The organism is Variovorax sp. OV084 (assembly GCF_900111625.1).
GTDB lineage: Bacteria > Pseudomonadota > Gammaproteobacteria > Burkholderiales > Burkholderiaceae_C > Variovorax.
In genome coordinates, this window is record NZ_FOII01000001.1 from 61,289 (window position 1) to 78,832 (window position 17,544).

A 17,544-nucleotide genomic window follows, 5' to 3' on the forward strand; every position below is an offset into this window, starting at 1 on the left:
ACCATGAAACCCATCCACCGCCTTCTCGCGGTCGTCCTTGCGCTGGCTGCCTCGGCTGCAACTGCCGATACATGGCCCTCGAAGCCGATCACCATGATCGTGCCCACGTCGCCGGCCGGCTCCACCGACATCATGGCGCGCATGGTCGGCGATCCGCTGCAGCGCGCGCTGGGCCAGCCCGTGGTCATCGACAACAAGCCTGGCGCCAGCGGCAACATCGGCACCGAGTTCGTGGCGCGCGCCGCGCCGGACGGCTACACACTGCTGATGCAGTACTCGGGCTTCCACGTCGGCAACCCCTCGCTCTACCCGAACATCAGGTGGAGCCCGACGAAAGACTTCGTGCCGGTGGCGATGGTGATGCGCGCGCCGCACGTCGTCGCGGTGAGCGGCAAGCTCCCGGTGAACTCGATGAAGGAACTCATCGAATACGGCAAGAAGAAGGAGGGCGGCCTGTTCTACGCCTCATCGGGCAACGGCTCGATCCAGCACATCGCGGGCGAGTTGCTGTCGCGGCAGTCGAAGCAGGCGATGACGCATGTGCCCTACAAGGGCTCGGGCCCGGCCATCAACGACCTGATCTCGGGCAACGTCGACATGTTCATCACCACGCCGCCCTCGGTCATCGGCCACTTCGCGGGCGGACGCATCAAGGCGCTGGCCTATACGGGCACAAAGCGCCATCCGTCGATGCCCAATGTGCCGACATCGGCCGAGGCGGGCCTGCCGGGCTACGAGGTCGAGTCGTGGTTCGCGGTGTTCGCGCCGGCGAAGACGCCGCCTGAAGTCGTCGCCAGGCTCGGCGCGGAGCTGAAGAAAATCGTGGAGAGCGAAGCCTTCCGCAAGAAGGTCGACGAGCAGGGCGCCTTCGCGACCTACATGGACTCGCCGACGCTCGCGAAGTTCGTCGACCAGGAGCTGGCGACCTGGTCGAAGGTGATCAAGTCGGCGGACATCAAGCCGGATTGAAGGGGGCGGGGCCCTCAGTATTCCTGGTAGACGACCTTGAAGGTCTCGCACAGCACCGGCATGCGCAGGTCGGGCTTCCTGCCGAGACGCTCGCATTCGCCGCTGAAGTACTTCCAGTGGCCTTCGCGCCAGTAGCGCAGCGAGCAATCGCCTTCGGCCTCGACGGCCACGAAGTCTTCACCGACCTCATCGAAGGGCATCACCACCACGCTGAGGGTTTCGATCACGCACAGGGGCTTGCCATGCCAGTCGGTCACCACGCTCAGGTCACCGGGCTTGGGCCGTGGCCTGCCGGTCGATTCGAAGGACCATTCGAGGCTCGCGGTGCCGCGCTTGCGCCCGTCCAGGACGAGCTTTGCCAGTTCGGTGGCGCCGGCCTCGTTGTCGTCGAAGTGGAAGGCCTCGCCAAAGCGGGCCGACATGTCGGCGCCGGCGGTGGCCTGGAATCGCTCCCAGAAGGGAAGAATGCTGGATGGAACGGTCATGTCGGGCGGCCTGGAGTCGAGCCCCAAGCCTGCCACAGCATGAACGGCTACAGCTTGACGTTGATGATCGACAGGATGATTGCCGAGAGCGTCAGTGCGACGGGCACCTTCTGCACAGCGAGCGCGTGGGCCCGTGCGAACGAGGCCTGCGTTTGCAGCAAGAGGCTGGTTTCGGAATGGATACGTGTGGACATTTCAGACTCCTGAGTGGTTGCGGGCTTCCTGCCCTGCATGGCCTCAACGATAGGCCTCGCTGCGCGCAACGGAGCAGGCGTTTCGACGACACGGCGTTTCCGTTTTCGCAACGATCAGGTGGCTTGTGGCCGGAACTTCCGGCGGGCCCCGGCAATCGTCGGGCTCAACCCGCGATCAGCTTTTGCACCAGCTCGGCCGTGGTCGCAGCCGCGTACTTGCGCATCAACCGCGCCCGGTGCAGCTCCACCGTGCGGTGGCTGATGCCCAGCGCCTTGCCGATTTCCTTGGAGGTCAGCCCGCGCATCACCTGCGCCGCCACCTCGCGCTCGCGTGGCGTGAGTTCGGCCTTTACTGCGCGGCGCGAGCCCAGGTCTTCGAAAGTCCAGATGCCGGCCTCGTGCGGGGCGGCGCGATTCATCGCATGGCCCGTGACGTGGCACCAGAAGGTTTCGCCTGCAATGGCGCCGTGCAGGCCACCCAGGCGCCTCATCATGCGGTTGTCGGCGTAGTGCCCGCTGGCGTTCAGAAAGGGCTCCATGCGCTTGCCGATGCGCTCGAACTCGGCCACGCTGGGGTACAGGATGCTGAACGAATGCCCGACCAGCGCGGAGGGCGTTGCGCCAAAAATCTCGCACACGCGCACGTTGCAGGCCACGATGGTGCGGTTGCTCGAAACCACCATGCCGACGGGTGCATGCTCAAAAGCCAGCCGGTAATCGATCTCGGGCATCGGGGGTCACCATTACGAAATACTACGTATGCGAGTAGGTAGTATCGTTCAGGGCTTTCCCACCCACTCTCCATTCATCCATCAAGGAGCCCGAGTGAACAAGATTTATCCCTCCGCAGACGCGGCACTCAAGGGGGTCGTGGCCGACGGGCAGATGCTCGCGGTCGGCGGCTTCGGCCTGTGCGGTATTCCCGAAGCGCTGATCGAAGCGCTCAAGGATTCCGGCGTGCAGAACCTCACAGTTGTCTCGAACAACGCGGGCGTCGACGGCTTCGGCCTCGGCAAGCTGCTGGAAACGCGCCAGATCAAGAAGATGGTCGCCTCCTACGTGGGCGAAAACAAGGAGTTCGAGCGCCAGTACCTGGCCGGCGAACTCGAGCTCGAATTCACGCCCCAGGGCACGCTGGCCGAGAAGCTGCGCGCCGGCGGTGCGGGCATTCCGGCCTTCTTCACCAAGACCGGCGTGGGCACGCAAGTGGCCGAAGGCAAGGAACTGCGCGAATTCGACGGCGAAACCTACGTGATGGAACGTTCGCTCGTGCCCGACGTGGCACTGGTCAAGGCCGACGTGGCCGACAAGTCGGGCAACCTGCGCTTTCGCCTGACGGCGCGCAACTTCAACCCGGCCGCTGCCATGGCCGGCAAGATCTGCATCGTCGAGGTCGAGAAGATCGTCGAAGTGGGCGAGCTGGCTCCCGACGACATCCACCTGCCGGGCATCTACGTGCACCGCATCGTGCTCAACGCCAGCCCCGAGAAGCGCATCGAGAAGCGCACCGTGAGCGCCTCGGTCGATGCCGCCGCCGCCAAGGTCGAGGCCCAGACCGCCATCGCCCAGGCCGCGGCCACCAGCGAAGTGCCCGTGCCAACCGTGCCCGCCAACAAGAAAGAAGGAGCCTGAGATGCCCTGGACCCAAGACCAGATGGCGGCCCGCGCCGCGCAAGAACTCGAAGACGGCTTCTACGTCAACCTCGGCATCGGCATTCCGACGCTGGTGGCCAACCACACCGGCACGAAAGAAGTGTGGCTGCAGAGCGAGAACGGCATGCTCGGCATCGGCCCCTTCCCGACCGAAGACCAGGTCGACGCCGACCTGATCAATGCCGGCAAGCAGACCGTGACCACGCTGCCCGGCTCGGCCATCTTCGGCAGCCATGACAGCTTCGCGATGATCCGCGGCGGCAAGATCAACCTGTCGATCCTGGGCGCGATGCAGGTCAGCACCAAGGGCGACCTCGCCAACTGGATGATCCCCGGCAAGATGGTCAAGGGCATGGGCGGCGCGATGGACCTCGTGGCAGGCGTGAAGCGCGTGATCGTGCTGATGGAACACGTGGCGAAGAAGAAGGACGGCACCGAGGACCTGAAGATCCTCGAGAAGTGCACCCTGCCGCTGACGGGCGTGGGCGTGGTCGACCGCATCATCACCGACCTGGCCGTGATGGACGTGGTGCCCGAGGGCCTGAAGGTCGTCGAGCTGGCGCCGGGCGTCAGCTTCGACACGCTGCAGTCCAAGACCGGTGCCAAGCTGATCCAGTAACAGGGCAGCGAACGCAACGACAACGAAGGGCAGGGCCGCGAGAGCGGGCCCTGCCTTTTTCTTTGGAGCACACAGGAATGAATGCGAACGAAGTTCTGGGCGGCATCTGGCGGCAGGCGGGCTTGCCTGCGGAGGCCTTGCCGTTTGCACGGCTCACGGGTGCCGACCCGGTGCTGCCGTCGTCTTTCGCTGTCGGCGTGGCGGCACAGAGCGCCATCGCTGCGGCGGCACTGGCTGCCTGCGAGCTCGGGCACCTGCGAGGCTCGGCGCGCCAGCAGGTCGGCGTCGACATGCAGCATGCGGCGCTCGACTGCACCGGCTGGTTCAGCCTCGACGGGCGCGTGCCCGATCCATGGGACACCTTCTCGGGGCTGTACCGCTGCGCCGACGGCTGGGTGCGCATTCACGCGAACTTTGCGCATCACCGCGATGGGGCGTTGAGGCTCATGAAGCTGGACCCGGCCACTGCCACGCGTGCCGAGGCCGAGACGGTGATGGCGACCTGGCGCGCGCATGAATTCGAGGATGCCGCCGCTGCGCAAGGGCTGGTGGCAACCGCGCTGCGCCGTTTCGACGAATGGGACGCCACGCCGCAAGGCCAGGCCATTGCGGCGCAACCGCTGTTCACCATCGAACGGATCGGCGACGCATCGCCGCTCGCGCTGACGCCGCTGCGCGAAGATCAACGGCCACTCACCGGCGTGCGCGTGCTCGACCTGACGCGGATCCTCGCGGGTCCGGTCGGTGGTCGCGCGCTGGCGGCGTATGGCGCCGACGTGATGCTCGTCAATTCGCCGAACCTGCCGAACATCGAATCCATCGCCGACACCAGCCGCGGCAAGCTCTCGACGCATGTGGACCTGCGCACCGACGAGGGCCGAGCCGTGCTGCGGCAGCTCGCCACGCAGGCACATGTCTTCGTGCAGGGCTACCGGCCCGGCGGCATTGCATCGCTGGGCTTCGGGCCGGCGGAGCTGGCGCGGTTGCGGCCGGGCATCGTGTGCGTGTCGCTGACGGCCTACGGCACCCAAGGTCCGTGGGCCAATCGCCGCGGTTTCGATTCGCTCGTGCAGACCGCAATGGGCTTCAACCACGCCGAAGGCGAGGCCGCCGGCGATGGCAAGCCGAAGCCGCTGCCGATGCAGATCCTCGACGAAGCGACCGGCTACCTGATCGCATTCGGTGCCGCCGCTGCGCTGTGGCGACAGCAGCAGGAGGGCGGCAGTTGGCACGTGCAGGTGTCGCTGGCGCAGACGGGACAGTGGCTGCGCAGCCTTGGTCGCGTGCCCGGCGGCTTGTCGATTGCAAGGCCCGACCTCAAGCCGTACGTCGAGACCTCGGCCTCCGGCTTCGGTGAACTTGCCGCACTGCGCCACAGCGCGCAGCTGTCGCGAACGCCCGCCGCGTGGCCGCGCCCTTCGATGCCGCCGGGCAGCCATCCGCCGGTGTGGCCGGCCGACACAGCGAAGTGAGAAACTGGGCCGATGCCCTACCTCGACATCGACAACCTCCAGGCCGTTTTCCTCGACGACGATGCGCTCCGCGCGCGGCACCTGGCGCGGCTGCCCTGCGGCCCGGTGCAGATCACGAGCGGGCGCGTTGTGGCCTGCGACCCGCTGGTGCAGCCCGAGCGGCAACCCTTTGCGCGCGAGCTGCAGGCGCGCGGCGCCTTCCCCGTCGAAGTGCTGCACGACAAGGGGCGGCATGCGCTGGCGGTGCTGTGGCTGCGTGACCGCGGCAGCCTGCGCGCCGCCGATCTGAACTGGCAGATGGCGCTGATGGAAGGGGAGTCGCTCGAAGCGTTGGGCGACGGCGAGTTCTACGGCTACCCGGTCGACGCAGGCGTCGGCTGCTTCATGGACCCCGACGCCGCAGCCGCCATGGCCGAGCGCGACAAGCGCGAAGCCGCCGACCCCGATTTCATCAGCTACTACGACGACGTGCTCGCGGGCGAGATGGGCGACGCCAACGTCGTCGACCACTACCCGCTCGGGCCGGGCTCGGCGAGCAACATGATGATCTTCCGCTCGGGCTGGGGCGACGGCAGCTACCCCAGCTTCTGGGCGCTCGACGCTGCGGGCGAACCCGTGGCGCTGGTGACCGACTTCATGATCATGGAAGGCGGCGACGCGCGCGACGAGGACGACAATCGCAGTGATGCCTACAAGGCCAGTCTCTCGCCCGAAAAATCGGCAGCGCTCGATGCATTGGGCGCGGCGGCTGTCGAAGGCGATGTGGCGGCAATCAAGGCCCTGCTCGGTGCAGGCCTCGCACAGCCCAACGAGATCATTCCGTCGTTCGGCGAGTCCGCGATCACGAGCGCCATCCGCATGAACCAGATCGACGCGCTGCGCGTGTTGCTGGGCGCGGTGCAAGGCCTGCCGATGCCGCCGCGGCTCTACAGGATGGACAAGGACGAGAGCTACATCGACTACGCACGCCGGCTCAAGAAGCCGCGCGTGGAAGGGCTGATCGAACTACTCGAAAAAGCCGCAGCGCCCGCGACAAAGCCTGGATTTCTGAAGCGCCTTTTTTCCTGAGCTTGTCCTGAGCGCTCAGGCGCCCAGCGCAGCCCGCACCTTGTCTCCCAACCCGCGCAGCCGCTCGACCGGCTCGTTGGAAAACACGAAGCGCAGATACTGCGCGCCATGCGTCTCGCCCCAGCCTTGCATCGCCGTGGCGCAGACGCAATGCGACAGCAGGCGCTGCGACAGCGTTTGCCCGTCGATACCGAAGTCACTCGTGCGCAGCAGCAGCGACCAGCCACCGCCCGGCACACCGACAGGCAGGCCGCGAAGTTCGTCCAGCACCGTGTCACGCCGCCGCTCCAGCTCGCCCACGTACGGCGCGAGCGTGCGCACCGATTGTTCCAGCGCCGTTGCCACCGCATCCTGCGCGATGCCCACCGGCACCACCACATTGGCCAGCGACACGGCCACGAGATCAGGCATGTAGCTTTCCGGCGCCACGGTCCAGCCGACGCGCCAGCCGATCATGCGCAGCTCCTTGGCCGACGAGCCCACGGTGATCGTGCGCTCGGCCATGCCGGGCAATCCTGCCGGGTGGATCACTTGCCGGCCGTCGAACAGCAGGCGTTCCATGGCGCTGTCGAGGATCAGCGTCAGGTCGTGCTGCACGCACAGTGCGGCGATGGCACGCCAGTCGTCTTCATCGAAGCAGCCGCCCGTGGGCATCGAGGGCGACATCAGCAGCATCACGCGCACGCGGGGGCTGATGGCGGTGTGCAGCGCGGCGCGATCGAGCTTCCATTCGCCACCGGGGTTGAACTGGAACGGCACGTACTTCGGCGTGCCGCCGGCGAGGCGGATGCGGTTGAGCAGCCCCGCGTAGGTCGGATCGGTCACCAGCACTTCGTCGCCCACCTCGACGGTCGCGAGCAGCGCGTTGAGGATGCCCGAGAGTCCGCCAGCCGAGATCACGCAGTTGCGCGCACCGCTGTACGCCACGCCCGACAGCGCCGACACATGCCGCGCCGCCACGTCGCGCAATCGCGACTGGCCGACGAAGGGCAAATAGCTGTTGTCCGAATCTTCCGAGGCCGCACGCACGGTGCGCGCAATGGCTTCGGGGTCGGGCGGGATGTCGACGTCGAGGTTCTCGAGCCGAAGAAACGGCGGGCCATCGGCATCGTCGGCAATGGCACCCATGCGGTCGACGCCGATGCCTGCGATGTGTTCAAGACGTGCGGGGCGGTGGCGTGGCATGGGGCGGGTCTCCGTGTTTGGGGGGCTGGCTACGGGGTTGGCCTGCGCGGGCGGGCCGGGCGTTGCTGCTGCTGTGATGCGCCATTCTCATCACCGGGCGGGGCCAGAAGCAACAGCGCCTGCCGCGCTTGTACCGTCTCGCGCAGGAAGTTCCACACCGTCTGCATGCGCCCGAGATGCTTGGTCTCCGCCGGCATCGACATCCAGAACGTGCGCGTGAAGTTCGCCTGCCCCGGCAACACGGGGCGCAGCGCGCTGTCGTTCTCCGCGATGAAGGCCGGCAGTACCGCGATGCCTGCGCCCGCGACCACTGCACTGTGCTGTGCGAGCACGCTGGTGCTGCGCAGCGCGAAGGCGTCGGGGCGGTGCAGTTCGTCGAGGTACTGCAGTTCCTTGCTGAAGAGCAGGTCGTCGACGTAGCTGATGAAGGTGTGGCCGCGCAGGTCTTCGCGCGTCTTGATGGGCTTGTGCGCGGCCAGGTACTTCTTCGACGCATAGAGCCGCAGCGTGTAGTCGGTGAGCTTGGTGACTACCACCGGCCCGCGCGCCGGACGTTCGAGCGAGATCACGATATCGGCCTCGCGCCGCGACAGATGGACGAGGCGCGGCATCGCGAGCAGGTCGATGGTGAGCTTCGGATGCTGCACCGCGAACAGCGCCAGCTGCGGCGCCAGCACCACCGTGCCGAAGCCCTCGGTCGCGCCGATGCGCACCAGCCCCGACAAGCCTTCCTGCGAGGCCGGCGCTGCGCTTTCAACGGTGCGGAAGGCGCTCTCCATCGCCTCGACCTGCGGTTGCAGCCGCCGGCCCGCCTCGGTGAGCCGGTGGCCGCCCGATTCGCGCGAGAAGAGCGGGGCGCCGACTTCCTTTTCCAGTGCCTGGATGCGGCGCGCCACGGTGGTGTGGTCGACCTCGAGCCGGCGGGCCGCGCTCATTAGCGTGCCCGAGCGGGCGAGTTCGAGGAAGTAGCGAAGGTTGTCCCAGTCCATGTGCCCTCGTGTTTTTGGTTTGAGGCTCTGCATTTTTGCAAAGCGGCCGCGCATATTTGTCTATTGTCATGGCAAATCTGCAAAGCTAGGATGCGTGACCGAACCGGCCAGACCGGCACCCGAATTTCACCGGATTCACAGGAGACAAACCCCATGGACGCCACCACCACGCCCTCGACCCAGGTCGCCACCGTCAAATTGCTGATCGGCGGCAAGCTGGTCGAATCGAAGACCACCGAATGGCGCGACGTCGTCAATCCGGCCACGCAGCAGGTGCTGGCCCGCGTGCCCTTCGCGACGCCGGCCGAGCTGGATGCCGCCGTGGCCTCTGCCAAGGAAGCCTTCAAGACCTGGCGCAAGACGCCCATTGGTGCGCGCGCCCGCATCTTCCTGAAGCTGCAGCAGCTCATTCGCGAACACATGGGCGAGCTCGCCGCGATCCTCACGGCCGAGCAGGGCAAGACGCTGCCCGACGCGGAGGGCGATGTGTTCCGCGGCCTCGAGGTGGTGGAGCACGCATCGAACATCGGCAACCTGCAGCTCGGCGAGCTGGCCAACAACGTGGCCAATGGCGTCGATACCTACACGCTGCTGCAGCCGCTGGGCGTGTGCGCCGGCATCACGCCGTTCAACTTCCCGGCCATGATTCCGCTGTGGATGTTCCCGATGGCCATCGTCACCGGCAACACCTTCGTGCTGAAGCCTTCCGAGCAGGACCCGATGGTCACCATGCGCCTGTGCGAACTGGCGCTGGAAGCCGGCATTCCGCCCGGCGTGCTGAACGTGGTGCATGGCGGCGAAGCCATCGTCAACGGCATCTGCGACCACAAGGACATCAAGGCGATCAGCTTCGTGGGTTCGACCAAGGTCGGCACGCACGTCTACAACCGCGCCACGCTGAACGGCAAGCGCGCGCAATGCATGATGGGCGCGAAGAACCACGCCATCGTGATGCCCGACGCGAACAAGGAGCAGACGCTCAATGCGCTGGCCGGCGCGAGCTTCGGTGCCGCCGGTCAACGCTGCATGGCCGTGTCGGTCGCGGTGCTGGTGGGCGAGGCGCGCAACTGGGTGCCCGAGCTCATCGAGAAGGCGAAGACGCTGAAGATCGGCGCCGGCACTGAAAAGGGCGTGGACGTGGGCCCGCTGGTTTCGTGCGCGGCGTACGACCGCGTCAACAGCCTCATCGAACGTGGCGAAGCCGACGGTGCTCAACTGGTGCTCGACGGCCGCAAGCCCACCGTACCCGGCTACGAGAAGGGCAATTTCGTCGGCCCGACGATCTTCACCGGCGTGAAGCCCGGCATGACGATCTATGACCAGGAAATCTTCGGCCCGGTGCTTTGCATTGCCGATGCAGAGAACATCGACGAAGCCATCGAGCTGATCAACAGCAACCCGAACGGCAACGGCACGGCGATCTTCACGCAGTCGGGTGCCGCAGCGCGTCGGTTCCAGGAAGACATCGACGTGGGCCAGGTCGGCATCAACGTGCCGATTCCTGTGCCGGTTCCGATGTTCTCGTTCACCGGCTCGCGTGCGTCGAAGCTGGGCGACCTGGGCCCGTACGGCAAGCAGGTCATCATGTTCTACACGCAGACCAAGACGGTGACGGCACGCTGGTTCGACGACAGCACCGTCTCGCACGGCGTGAACACGACGATCAGCCTCAAGTAAGAAGTCCGCCGGATGGACTTCGAACTTTCCGAAGAGCAGCGCGCCTTCGCACAGAGTGCGCGTGACTTTGCACAGGCCGAGTTCGCGCCGCACGCGGCGCAGTGGGACGCCGAGGCCATCTTCCCGAAGGAGGCCATCGCAAAGGCCGGCGAGCTGGGCTTCTGCGGCCTCTACGCGCCCGAGCGCGTCGGTGGCCTCGGCCTGCCGCGACTCGACGCAGCGCTGGTGTTCGAGGAGATGGCCGCGGTCGACCCCTCGACCACGGCCTTCATCACGATCCACAACATGGCGACGTGGATGCTCGGCACCTGGGCGACCGATGCGGTGGCGCAGCAGTGGGGCGAAGAGCTGACGAGCGGGCGCAAGCTCGCCTCGTACTGCCTGACCGAGCCCGGCGCCGGTTCGGATGCTGGCTCGCTCAAGACGCGCGCCGAGCTGCAGGGCGCCGACTACGTCATCAACGGCGGCAAGGCCTTCATCTCGGGCGCGGGCTCGACCGACGTGCTGGTGCTGATGGCGCGCACGGGCGGTGCGGGTGCGAGCGGCATCTCGGCCTTTGCGGTGCCGGCCGACGCGCCGGGCATCAGCTACGGCAAGAAGGAGCACAAGATGGGCTGGAACAGCCAGCCCACGCGCACCATCAATTTCGACAACGTGCGCATCCCCGCGCAGAACCTGCTGGGCAAGGAAGGCGAGGGCTTTCGCATCGCCATGAAAGGGCTGGACGGCGGGCGCATCAACATCGCGACCTGCTCGGTGGGTGCTGCGCAGGGCGCGCTGGATGCAGCGCGCCGCTACCTGCACGAGCGCCAGCAGTTCGGCAAGCCGCTGGCGAGCTTCCAGGCGCTGCAGTTCAAGCTGGCCGACATGGCGACCGAACTGGTTGCTGCGCGGCAGATGGTGCGGCTCGCGGCATCGAAGCTCGATGCCGGCCATGCCGATGCGAGCACCTATTGCGCGATGGCCAAGCGCTTCGCGACCGATGCGGGCTTCAACGTCTGCAACGACGCGCTGCAGCTGCACGGGGGCTACGGCTACCTGAGCGAGTTCCCGCTGGAGCGGCTGGTTCGCGATGCGCGGGTTCACCAGATCCTCGAAGGCACCAACGAGATCATGCGCGTGATCGTTGCGCGAAAATTGCTGGAAGGGGACAGCGATATCCGCTGAAGCCCCGCATCCAGAACCCCTCAAGACAATGACCGACTCCGTAGTTCTCTTCGACGAAATCAAGACCGCCGGTGGCCAGCGCTTTGCCGTGGCCACGCTCAACGCACCGGCTTCGCTCAACGCGCTGTCCGTGGACATGGTGCGTCTGCTCACGCCAAAGCTGCGCGAATGGGCGCAAGACGCCGGCATCGTCGGCGTGCTGCTGCAGGCGGCAGGCGAGAAGGCCTTCTGCGCCGGCGGCGACCTGCGCCAGCTCTACCAGACGCTGCTCGACTGCGGCCCCGCGCGCAACACCTACGCCGAAGACTTCTTCCGCGAAGAGTACGAGCTCGACTACCTGATCCACACCTTCCCCAAGCCCTTCCTGTGCTGGGGCCACGGCATCGTGATGGGCGGCGGCGTGGGCCTGTTGGCTGGCGCATCGCACCGCGTGATGACGCTGCAGAGCCGCATCGCGATGCCCGAGATCAACATCGGCCTGTACCCCGACGTGGGCGGCAGCTGGTTCCTGCGCCGCACGCCGGGCCGCACGGGGCTGTTTCTCGCGCTCACGGCTGCCAACGTGAATGGCGCAGACACCATCTTCTGCGGACTGGCCGATGTGCTGGTACCGCAGGAGCGCAAGGGCGAAGTGCTCGAAGCTATCGGCGCCACGCGGTGGGCAGGCGAGCAGAAGGCCGACCGCGCCACGCTGTCGCGCATCCTCGCCAAGGCGGGCGAGGGCGCGGAGATGCCGGCCTCGAAGGTGCGAGAGCACTACGACACCATCAACGCCCTGATGGCCGGCGACGACCTGCTCGACATCGCGAAGCGCCTGTATGACCTGCAAAGCGACGACACGTGGCTGCAGACGGCGGCCAAGACCTTCGCCAAGGGCGCGCCAAGCTCGGCCGCGCTGAGCTTCGAGTTGTGGCAGCGCGTGCTGCGCATGTCGCTGGCCGAAGTGTTCCGCCTCGAATACTGGGCTTCGCTGGGCTTCTGCGCGCACAAGGACTTTGCCGAAGGCATCCGCGCCGTGCTGGTCGACAAGGACCGCAACCCGCGCTGGAGCCCGGCCACGCTCGACGAGATCACGCCCGCCTTCATCGAAGACCACCTGCGCCCGCGCGGCGAAATGCCTGCCGAGCTGGCGTCGCTGGTCTGAGTTTCATCATTTCCCGCACAGAACAACGGAGACAAGACAAATGAAGATCGCATTCATCGGCCTCGGCAACATGGGCGGCCCGATGGCCATGAACCTGCTCAAGGCCGGCCACACGCTCAGCGCCTTCGACCTCTCGGCCGAGGCCTGCAAGAAGTTCGGCGGCGAGGGCCTGCCCATTGCCGCTTCGGCTGCAGAAGCGGTGGTCGACGCCGAAGTCGTCATCAGCATGCTGCCGGCCAGCGCGCATGTCGAGGGCCTGTTCCTCGGTGGCGCTGGCAAGCCCGGCTTGCTCGACAGCATTCGCGCCGGCACGCTGGTGATCGACAGCAGCACCATCGCAGCGGCCACGTCGCGCAAGGTGGCTGAAGCGGCCGCCGTCAAGGGCATCGCGATGATCGATGCGCCCGTGTCGGGCGGCACTGGCGGCGCGATTGCCGGCACGCTGACCTTCATGGTCGGTGGCGAAGTGCAAGACCTGGAGCGCGCGCGTCCGGTGCTCGAAAAGATGGGAGCCAACATCTTCCACGCCGGCGCTGCCGGTGCGGGGCAGACAGCGAAGATCTGCAACAACATGCTGCTCGGCATTTTGATGATCGGCACTTCGGAGGCGCTGGCGCTGGGCGTGGCCAACGGGCTCGATCCGAAGGTGCTGTCGGAGATCATGCGCCGCAGCTCGGGCGGCAACTGGGCGCTCGAAAAGTACAACCCGATGCCGGGCGTGATGGAAACCTCGCCCGCCTCGAAGAACTATGCCGGCGGCTTCGGCACCGACCTGATGCTCAAGGACCTGGGGCTCGCGCAGGAAAACGCGACCGCCGTGCGCGCGGCAACGCCGCTGGGTGGGTTGGCGCGCAGCCTGTATGCGGCACACAGCCTCGCGGGCCATGGCGCGCTCGATTTTTCGAGCGTGCTGAAGCTGGTGCAGAAGGCGCCCTGAGCCGGACGCTGGCGCTGGTCAGCCGTAGTGGGAGTGCAGGGCCCAAAGCAGGCCGATCACCACCACGAACAACACGGTGAAAAGCACCCAGGCGCGCATGATCGCCTGGTTTTCCGTGATTTCGGCAGGTGCAGCCGATGCGGGAGGCGGACTAGGAGCGGCGGGCGGTGCTTGGGTCATGCCCGACTGTACCCCGCGGCGAGGCCGTGCTGGCCAGCTTTGCAGAAGCGTCCATCCGCGACATCGCCCACATGATGCCGGCCGCCACGAGGTTGGCCCCCACGCTGAAAAGAATCGGCAGCAGGTAGCTGCGGCTCACGTCGAAGGCAAAGCCCGCAGCGGCCGGGCCGACCAGCGTGCCGAAGGCCACGCTGGTGTAGAGCACGCCGATGATCGCGCCGATGTTGCGTCCGCCGAAGTAGTCCATCACCAGCGCCGGCAGCAGCGCGACAAAGCCACCGTAGAACGCGCCGTAGAAAAACGCGAACACCGCCAGCCCCCAGAAGCCGCTGGACGCTGCCCACACGAGCAGCGACAGCGCCATGCCGGCCGACATCAGCAGCATGGTCTGCGCGCGTCCCATGCGGTCGGCCAGCCCGCCCAGAAAGAAGCGCCCGGCCGTGCTGCCGACGCCGATGGCGCCCAGCAGCAGCACCGCATGCGCATTGGGCACGCGATGGTCCAGCGCGTAAGGCACCAGATGCACGAAGGGCACGAACAGGCCGAAGGAACTGATGAGGCAGGCCACGTACAGGCCGGCGAAGCGCCGCGAGCGCACGGCATCGCGCACCGTGAAGCCCTCGGCCTGGGCCGATGCAGCCTTCGGTTGTGGCGGATCGCCGTCGGGGCCGAGCCCGCGGTCGCGCGGGTCGTTCTCGATCAGCAGCGCCATGCCCACGCCCACCACCACCGCCAGCGCGCCTAGCGCCAGGTAGGCGTTCCGCCAGCCGAGCGTCTCGATGAAGAGCGAGGCCAGCGGCGGCATCACCAGCGTGCCCACGCCGATGCCGCTCACGGCCAGCCCCGAGGCAAAGCCGCGCCGTCTGACGAACCAGCGCTGCACAGCGCCCAGCACCGGCACGTACGACGCACCGACCCCGAGGCCGACGCCCAGCCCGTAGGCGAGATAGATCTGCGTCAGGCTCCGTGCCTGCCCCGCAAGGGCCAGCCCCAGCCCGACCAGCACCATGCCGGCGACGGCCAGCCGCCGCGAACCCCAGCGGTCGGCCAGCGGCCCGCTGAGCACGCCGAGGCCGAAGTAGAGAAAGCCCGCCAGCGAGAACACCAGCGAGACCGAGCCGCGCGAGGCGCCGAAGTCTTTCTGCAGCGATTCGAGAAAGGCGCTGAAGGTGTAGGCGCTGCCGAAGCCGACGAAGGTCACGGCAAAGGCGCCTGCCACCACCAGCCAGCCGCGGAAGAGGCCGTCGGCTTGCGATGAGGTTGGCGTGTGGCTCAAGGGCATAGGCCTTTAAAGATCAGAATATCTGAATTGATTGATTTCGAGTGTGCGAATACTCCCGCTTATCAATCTGAGCCGCAAACCAGAATTTCTGCTGTTGCTGAATCAGAATTTCTAAATAATGGAACACCAGCTCCCACCCCTCAACGCACTCCGTGCCTTCGAAGCCACGGCGCGCCATCTCTCGGTGAAGAACGCGGCGGACGAGCTGTGCGTGACCCCCGGCGCCGTGAGCCAGCTCGTCAAGACGCTGGAGCTGCACCTCGGTGTGCAGCTGTTCCGCCGCGTCAATCGCGGCGTCTTCCTGACCGACGCGGGCCAGGCCTATCTGCCGCCCGTGCGCAATGCCTTCAGGCAGATCAGCGATGCCACGCAGAAGGTGGCCGTGCCTGCGGAGACCAGTCTGCTCACCGTGAGCGCCACGCCGTTCTTTGCTTCCGCCTGGCTCGTGCCGCGCCTGAAGTCCTTCCAGGACGCGCATCCCGACATCGACCTGCAGGTGCTGACCAGCAATGCGCTGGCCGATTTCTCGCGCGACGGCGTAGACGTGGCCATCCGTCACGGCATGGGCCAGTACCCCGGGCTCGCCAGCCAGCGCGTGCTCACGGTCGAGATGGTTCCCGTCGCCGCTCCCGCGCTGGTCGTCGAATACGGCAAGCCGAAGAAACCGGCCGACCTGCTGCAGTGGCCGCGCGTGAACGATGCCGATCGCAAGGGCTGGCGCCTGTGGTTCGAGGCGCAGGGCATCGAAGATGCCGGCCCGGCGCGTGGGCCTTCTTTCGACGACGCTAGCCTGTTGCTGCAGGCGGTGCTCGCAGGGCAGGGCGCGGCGCTGCTGCCCGCGGCCATGATGGCTCCCGAGATCGCGCAGGGCCGGCTCGTGCAGCTCTCGAAAGTGACGTGGCTCGAAGACTTCGCGTACTACCTCGTGTGCCCCGAGGGCAGCCGCGACCGGCCGAAAGTCGCGGCTTTTCGTGACTGGCTGCTCGGCGCGGTGCGCCAGAAAGGCGCTTCGTCAGGTAGCCGCAAGAGAGCATCGTCGACAGTCGCAGGTCAGGCCGTAGCGCCGCCACCCCGGCGGCGTGCCGTGCCCAAGCCTTGATGAAACTCCAGCGACACAGATTCCTCCGCCAGATGGCCGCCCGGCCGCGACTCTTCATTGCCACGGCCATCGCCATTGCGACCGGCGTGCTCATACCCTCGGCTGTCGAAGCCCACCTGGTCACGCGCCTGCTGATCGCGTGGAACACGGGAGCCTGCCTGTACGTGCTGCTGGCCGCGGTCATGATGACCCGGTCGTCGCAGCAGCACATGCGCTATCGCGCGCAGATGCAGGACGATGGGCAGATCGTCATCCTCGTGCTGGTGGTGGTGTCCGCCATTGCGAGCCTGGCGGCCATCGGCGGCGAACTCGCGGTGGTGAAGGACATGCACGGCCTGGAGAAGATCGCGCACATCACGCTGGCCGGGCTCACGGTGATGTCGTCGTGGGCCTTCACGCAGATCATGTTCACGCTGCACTACGCGCATGACTACTACGCTGGGGCGGGCCAGGGGCGAAAACCCGGCCTCCAGTTTCCGGATGACGACCCGCCGACCTACGGCGACTTCTTCTACTTCTCCGCGGTGATCGGCACCTCGGGGCAGACGGCGGATGTGTCCTTCGTGTCCAAGCCTCTGCGGCGCATCGGCTCGGTGCATTGCATCCTGGCCTACCTCTTCAACACGACTGTGCTCGCGTTGCTCATCAACATCGGCGCGAGCATGTTTTGAGCACGCCGGCACGCCATCGAAGATTCGTCGCCGCCACGGCCCTGCTGTGCCTCGCGCCGGCCGCATGGGCCGACGATGAACCGGCCGAACTGCCATTCAAGCTCACCGTGGGCGCCTACCGGGTTTTAGGCGGCGGTCTTCCCGCAGGGCCAGGGCTGGACATGAACCTGCGCTACACCTACGGCGACGGCAATGTCTGGATCGGCTGGTTCCGCTCGCCGGTACTCGACTTCGCGCAGCCGCGCGTGGGGTGGGACCACACCTTCACGCTGGGGCCGGTGCGGGTGCTGCCGTCGTTGCAGGCCGCCTCGGGTGGGTTCGTGGGCGGCAGCCTGGCGGTGGAAACCGGCGACAGCTGGTTCGTCGGCGCGGGGCTGGGCCGCACCAACCTTCGCAACTACGCGAACCTGAACTTCGACCCAAACGATTCGTACACGGTGTATGGCGGCTACAAGTGGACGGACGGCACGGCGCTGTCGCTCTCGCTGATCCGCGACAACCGGCTGAACCCCGACCAGCAGGACGTGCATCTGATCTACCGCGTGCCGTTGCCCGAGCGGCAACGCCTGACTGTCGACCTGCTGGCCAAGCAGGGCACTGTCGATGGCCGGTTCATTCGCCGCGCGGGCCTGACAGTCACCTACGACTGGCCGCGCTGGTTCGTTCGCGCGGCCTACGACCCGAAGGTGAACTTCACCGCGCAGGACATGGTGCGGCTGTCGGTGGGCACGCGGTTCTGAAGAGAAAAAACGC

19 protein-coding genes are annotated in these 17,544 nt (G+C 66.7%); 12 read left to right on the forward strand and 7 right to left on the reverse strand.

Annotated features, from left to right (window positions below; genetic code table 11):
• The first annotated feature begins 3 nt into the window (after nt 1-3).
• Nucleotides 4-969 carry a Bug family tripartite tricarboxylate transporter substrate binding protein gene (locus BMW87_RS00320; protein ID WP_093073302.1) on the forward strand — a complete coding sequence of 322 codons (966 nt, stop codon included), beginning with the start codon at nt 4-6 and terminating at the stop codon, nt 967-969.
• 14 nt (nt 970-983) lie between these two features.
• Here the strand turns inward: BMW87_RS00320 and BMW87_RS00325 are convergent, their stop codons facing one another.
• The 3 genes from BMW87_RS00325 to BMW87_RS00330 form a co-directional block, all read right to left on the reverse strand.
• Nucleotides 984-1,454, reverse strand: coding sequence for an ASCH domain-containing protein (locus tag BMW87_RS00325; protein ID WP_093073304.1), 471 nt, complete (start codon nt 1,452-1,454; stop codon nt 984-986).
• A gap of 47 nt (nt 1,455-1,501) precedes the next feature.
• Nucleotides 1,502-1,648: a hypothetical protein gene (locus BMW87_RS34980; RefSeq protein WP_176928800.1), complete on the reverse strand. Its 147-nt coding sequence runs from the start codon at nt 1,646-1,648 to the stop codon at nt 1,502-1,504.
• A gap of 164 nt (nt 1,649-1,812) precedes the next feature.
• Complete coding sequence (locus BMW87_RS00330) at nt 1,813-2,379, reverse strand: LuxR C-terminal-related transcriptional regulator (protein ID WP_093055635.1); 567 nt, start codon at nt 2,377-2,379, stop codon at nt 1,813-1,815.
• A 94-nt stretch (nt 2,380-2,473) separates the two neighbouring features.
• Here BMW87_RS00330 and BMW87_RS00335 point away from each other — a divergent pair, with 94 nt between their 5' ends.
• From BMW87_RS00335 to BMW87_RS00350, 4 genes are all read left to right on the forward strand, one after another.
• Nucleotides 2,474-3,280 carry a CoA transferase subunit A gene (locus tag BMW87_RS00335; protein WP_093055637.1) on the forward strand — a complete coding sequence of 269 codons (807 nt, stop codon included), beginning with the start codon at nt 2,474-2,476 and terminating at the stop codon, nt 3,278-3,280.
• Nucleotide 3,281: 1 nt separating this feature from the next.
• Complete coding sequence (locus BMW87_RS00340; RefSeq protein ID WP_093055639.1) at nt 3,282-3,920, forward strand: 3-oxoacid CoA-transferase subunit B; 639 nt, start codon at nt 3,282-3,284, stop codon at nt 3,918-3,920.
• A gap of 77 nt (nt 3,921-3,997) precedes the next feature.
• Nucleotides 3,998-5,392, forward strand: a complete 1,395-nt coding sequence (locus BMW87_RS00345; RefSeq protein WP_093073306.1) for a CoA transferase — start codon at nt 3,998-4,000, stop codon at nt 5,390-5,392.
• Between the two features lie 12 nt (nt 5,393-5,404).
• Nucleotides 5,405-6,460 (forward strand): DUF4241 domain-containing protein, encoded by a 1,056-nt coding sequence (locus tag BMW87_RS00350; RefSeq protein WP_093073308.1) that lies wholly within the window; start codon nt 5,405-5,407, stop codon nt 6,458-6,460.
• A gap of 15 nt (nt 6,461-6,475) precedes the next feature.
• On the opposite strand, the gene BMW87_RS00355 is transcribed toward BMW87_RS00350, so the two are convergent.
• Both BMW87_RS00355 and BMW87_RS00360 read right to left on the reverse strand, forming a co-directional pair.
• On the reverse strand, nt 6,476-7,645 hold the full coding sequence (locus BMW87_RS00355) for a pyridoxal phosphate-dependent aminotransferase (protein ID WP_093073310.1): 1,170 nt from the start codon (nt 7,643-7,645) through the stop codon (nt 6,476-6,478).
• Nucleotides 7,646-7,674: 29 nt separating this feature from the next.
• Complete coding sequence (locus BMW87_RS00360; RefSeq protein WP_093073312.1) at nt 7,675-8,634, reverse strand: LysR family transcriptional regulator; 960 nt, start codon at nt 8,632-8,634, stop codon at nt 7,675-7,677.
• A 153-nt stretch (nt 8,635-8,787) separates the two neighbouring features.
• Here BMW87_RS00360 and BMW87_RS00365 point away from each other — a divergent pair, with 153 nt between their 5' ends.
• The 4 genes from BMW87_RS00365 to mmsB are packed head-to-tail and all read left to right on the forward strand — an operon-like array spanning nt 8,788 to nt 13,559.
• Nucleotides 8,788-10,311, forward strand: a complete 1,524-nt coding sequence (locus BMW87_RS00365) for a CoA-acylating methylmalonate-semialdehyde dehydrogenase (protein WP_093073314.1) — start codon at nt 8,788-8,790, stop codon at nt 10,309-10,311.
• Nucleotides 10,312-10,323: 12 nt separating this feature from the next.
• Nucleotides 10,324-11,478, forward strand: a complete 1,155-nt coding sequence (locus BMW87_RS00370; protein ID WP_093073316.1) for an acyl-CoA dehydrogenase family protein — start codon at nt 10,324-10,326, stop codon at nt 11,476-11,478.
• 28 nt (nt 11,479-11,506) lie between these two features.
• Nucleotides 11,507-12,622 (forward strand): enoyl-CoA hydratase/isomerase family protein, encoded by a 1,116-nt coding sequence (locus BMW87_RS00375; protein WP_093073318.1) that lies wholly within the window; start codon nt 11,507-11,509, stop codon nt 12,620-12,622.
• 40 nt (nt 12,623-12,662) lie between these two features.
• Complete coding sequence (mmsB, locus tag BMW87_RS00380) at nt 12,663-13,559, forward strand: 3-hydroxyisobutyrate dehydrogenase (protein WP_093073320.1); 897 nt, start codon at nt 12,663-12,665, stop codon at nt 13,557-13,559.
• An 18-nt stretch (nt 13,560-13,577) separates the two neighbouring features.
• Here the strand turns inward: mmsB and BMW87_RS34985 are convergent, their stop codons facing one another.
• Together BMW87_RS34985 and BMW87_RS00385 are read right to left on the reverse strand one after the other, a co-directional pair.
• Entirely contained in the window at nt 13,578-13,739 is a 162-nt protein-coding gene (locus BMW87_RS34985) for a hypothetical protein (protein ID WP_177192697.1), read from the reverse strand.
• Entirely contained in the window at nt 13,711-15,021 is a 1,311-nt protein-coding gene (locus BMW87_RS00385) for an MFS transporter (RefSeq protein ID WP_093073322.1), read from the reverse strand. The genes BMW87_RS34985 and BMW87_RS00385 overlap by 29 nt, the downstream gene beginning before the upstream one ends.
• A 118-nt stretch (nt 15,022-15,139) precedes the next feature.
• Here BMW87_RS00385 and gcvA point away from each other — a divergent pair, with 118 nt between their 5' ends.
• From gcvA to BMW87_RS00400, 3 genes are read left to right on the forward strand one after another with little or no spacing between them, the layout of a single operon-like run.
• Nucleotides 15,140-16,120, forward strand: a complete 981-nt coding sequence (gene gcvA / locus BMW87_RS00390) for a transcriptional regulator GcvA (protein WP_093073324.1) — start codon at nt 15,140-15,142, stop codon at nt 16,118-16,120.
• A gap of 32 nt (nt 16,121-16,152) precedes the next feature.
• Nucleotides 16,153-16,791 (forward strand): DUF1345 domain-containing protein, encoded by a 639-nt coding sequence (locus BMW87_RS00395; RefSeq protein ID WP_093055659.1) that lies wholly within the window; start codon nt 16,153-16,155, stop codon nt 16,789-16,791.
• Nucleotides 16,788-17,531: a hypothetical protein gene (locus BMW87_RS00400; protein ID WP_256216611.1), complete on the forward strand. Its 744-nt coding sequence runs from the start codon at nt 16,788-16,790 to the stop codon at nt 17,529-17,531. The genes BMW87_RS00395 and BMW87_RS00400 overlap by 4 nt, the downstream gene beginning before the upstream one ends.
• The last annotated feature ends 13 nt before the right edge of the window (nt 17,532-17,544 follow it).

Coding starts and splice junctions, on each gene's coding strand:
- mmsB (WP_093073320.1), top strand. CDS start 12,663: ATGAAGATCGCATTCATCGGCCTCGGCAACATGGGCGGCCCGATGGCC.
- BMW87_RS00355 (WP_093073310.1), bottom strand. CDS start 7,645: ATGCCACGCCACCGCCCCGCACGTCTTGAACACATCGCAGGCATCGGC.
- BMW87_RS00395 (WP_093055659.1), top strand. CDS start 16,153: ATGGCCGCCCGGCCGCGACTCTTCATTGCCACGGCCATCGCCATTGCG.
- BMW87_RS00370 (WP_093073316.1), top strand. CDS start 10,324: ATGGACTTCGAACTTTCCGAAGAGCAGCGCGCCTTCGCACAGAGTGCG.
- BMW87_RS00330 (WP_093055635.1), bottom strand. CDS start 2,379: ATGCCCGAGATCGATTACCGGCTGGCTTTTGAGCATGCACCCGTCGGC.
- BMW87_RS00350 (WP_093073308.1), top strand. CDS start 5,405: ATGCCCTACCTCGACATCGACAACCTCCAGGCCGTTTTCCTCGACGAC.
- BMW87_RS00365 (WP_093073314.1), top strand. CDS start 8,788: ATGGACGCCACCACCACGCCCTCGACCCAGGTCGCCACCGTCAAATTG.
- BMW87_RS00360 (WP_093073312.1), bottom strand. CDS start 8,634: ATGGACTGGGACAACCTTCGCTACTTCCTCGAACTCGCCCGCTCGGGC.
- BMW87_RS34985 (WP_177192697.1), bottom strand. CDS start 13,739: ATGACCCAAGCACCGCCCGCCGCTCCTAGTCCGCCTCCCGCATCGGCT.
- BMW87_RS00325 (WP_093073304.1), bottom strand. CDS start 1,454: ATGACCGTTCCATCCAGCATTCTTCCCTTCTGGGAGCGATTCCAGGCC.
- BMW87_RS00320 (WP_093073302.1), top strand. CDS start 4: ATGAAACCCATCCACCGCCTTCTCGCGGTCGTCCTTGCGCTGGCTGCC.
- BMW87_RS00375 (WP_093073318.1), top strand. CDS start 11,507: ATGACCGACTCCGTAGTTCTCTTCGACGAAATCAAGACCGCCGGTGGC.
- BMW87_RS00340 (WP_093055639.1), top strand. CDS start 3,282: ATGCCCTGGACCCAAGACCAGATGGCGGCCCGCGCCGCGCAAGAACTC.
- BMW87_RS00345 (WP_093073306.1), top strand. CDS start 3,998: ATGAATGCGAACGAAGTTCTGGGCGGCATCTGGCGGCAGGCGGGCTTG.
- BMW87_RS34980 (WP_176928800.1), bottom strand. CDS start 1,648: ATGTCCACACGTATCCATTCCGAAACCAGCCTCTTGCTGCAAACGCAG.
- gcvA (WP_093073324.1), top strand. CDS start 15,140: ATGGAACACCAGCTCCCACCCCTCAACGCACTCCGTGCCTTCGAAGCC.
- BMW87_RS00385 (WP_093073322.1), bottom strand. CDS start 15,021: ATGCCCTTGAGCCACACGCCAACCTCATCGCAAGCCGACGGCCTCTTC.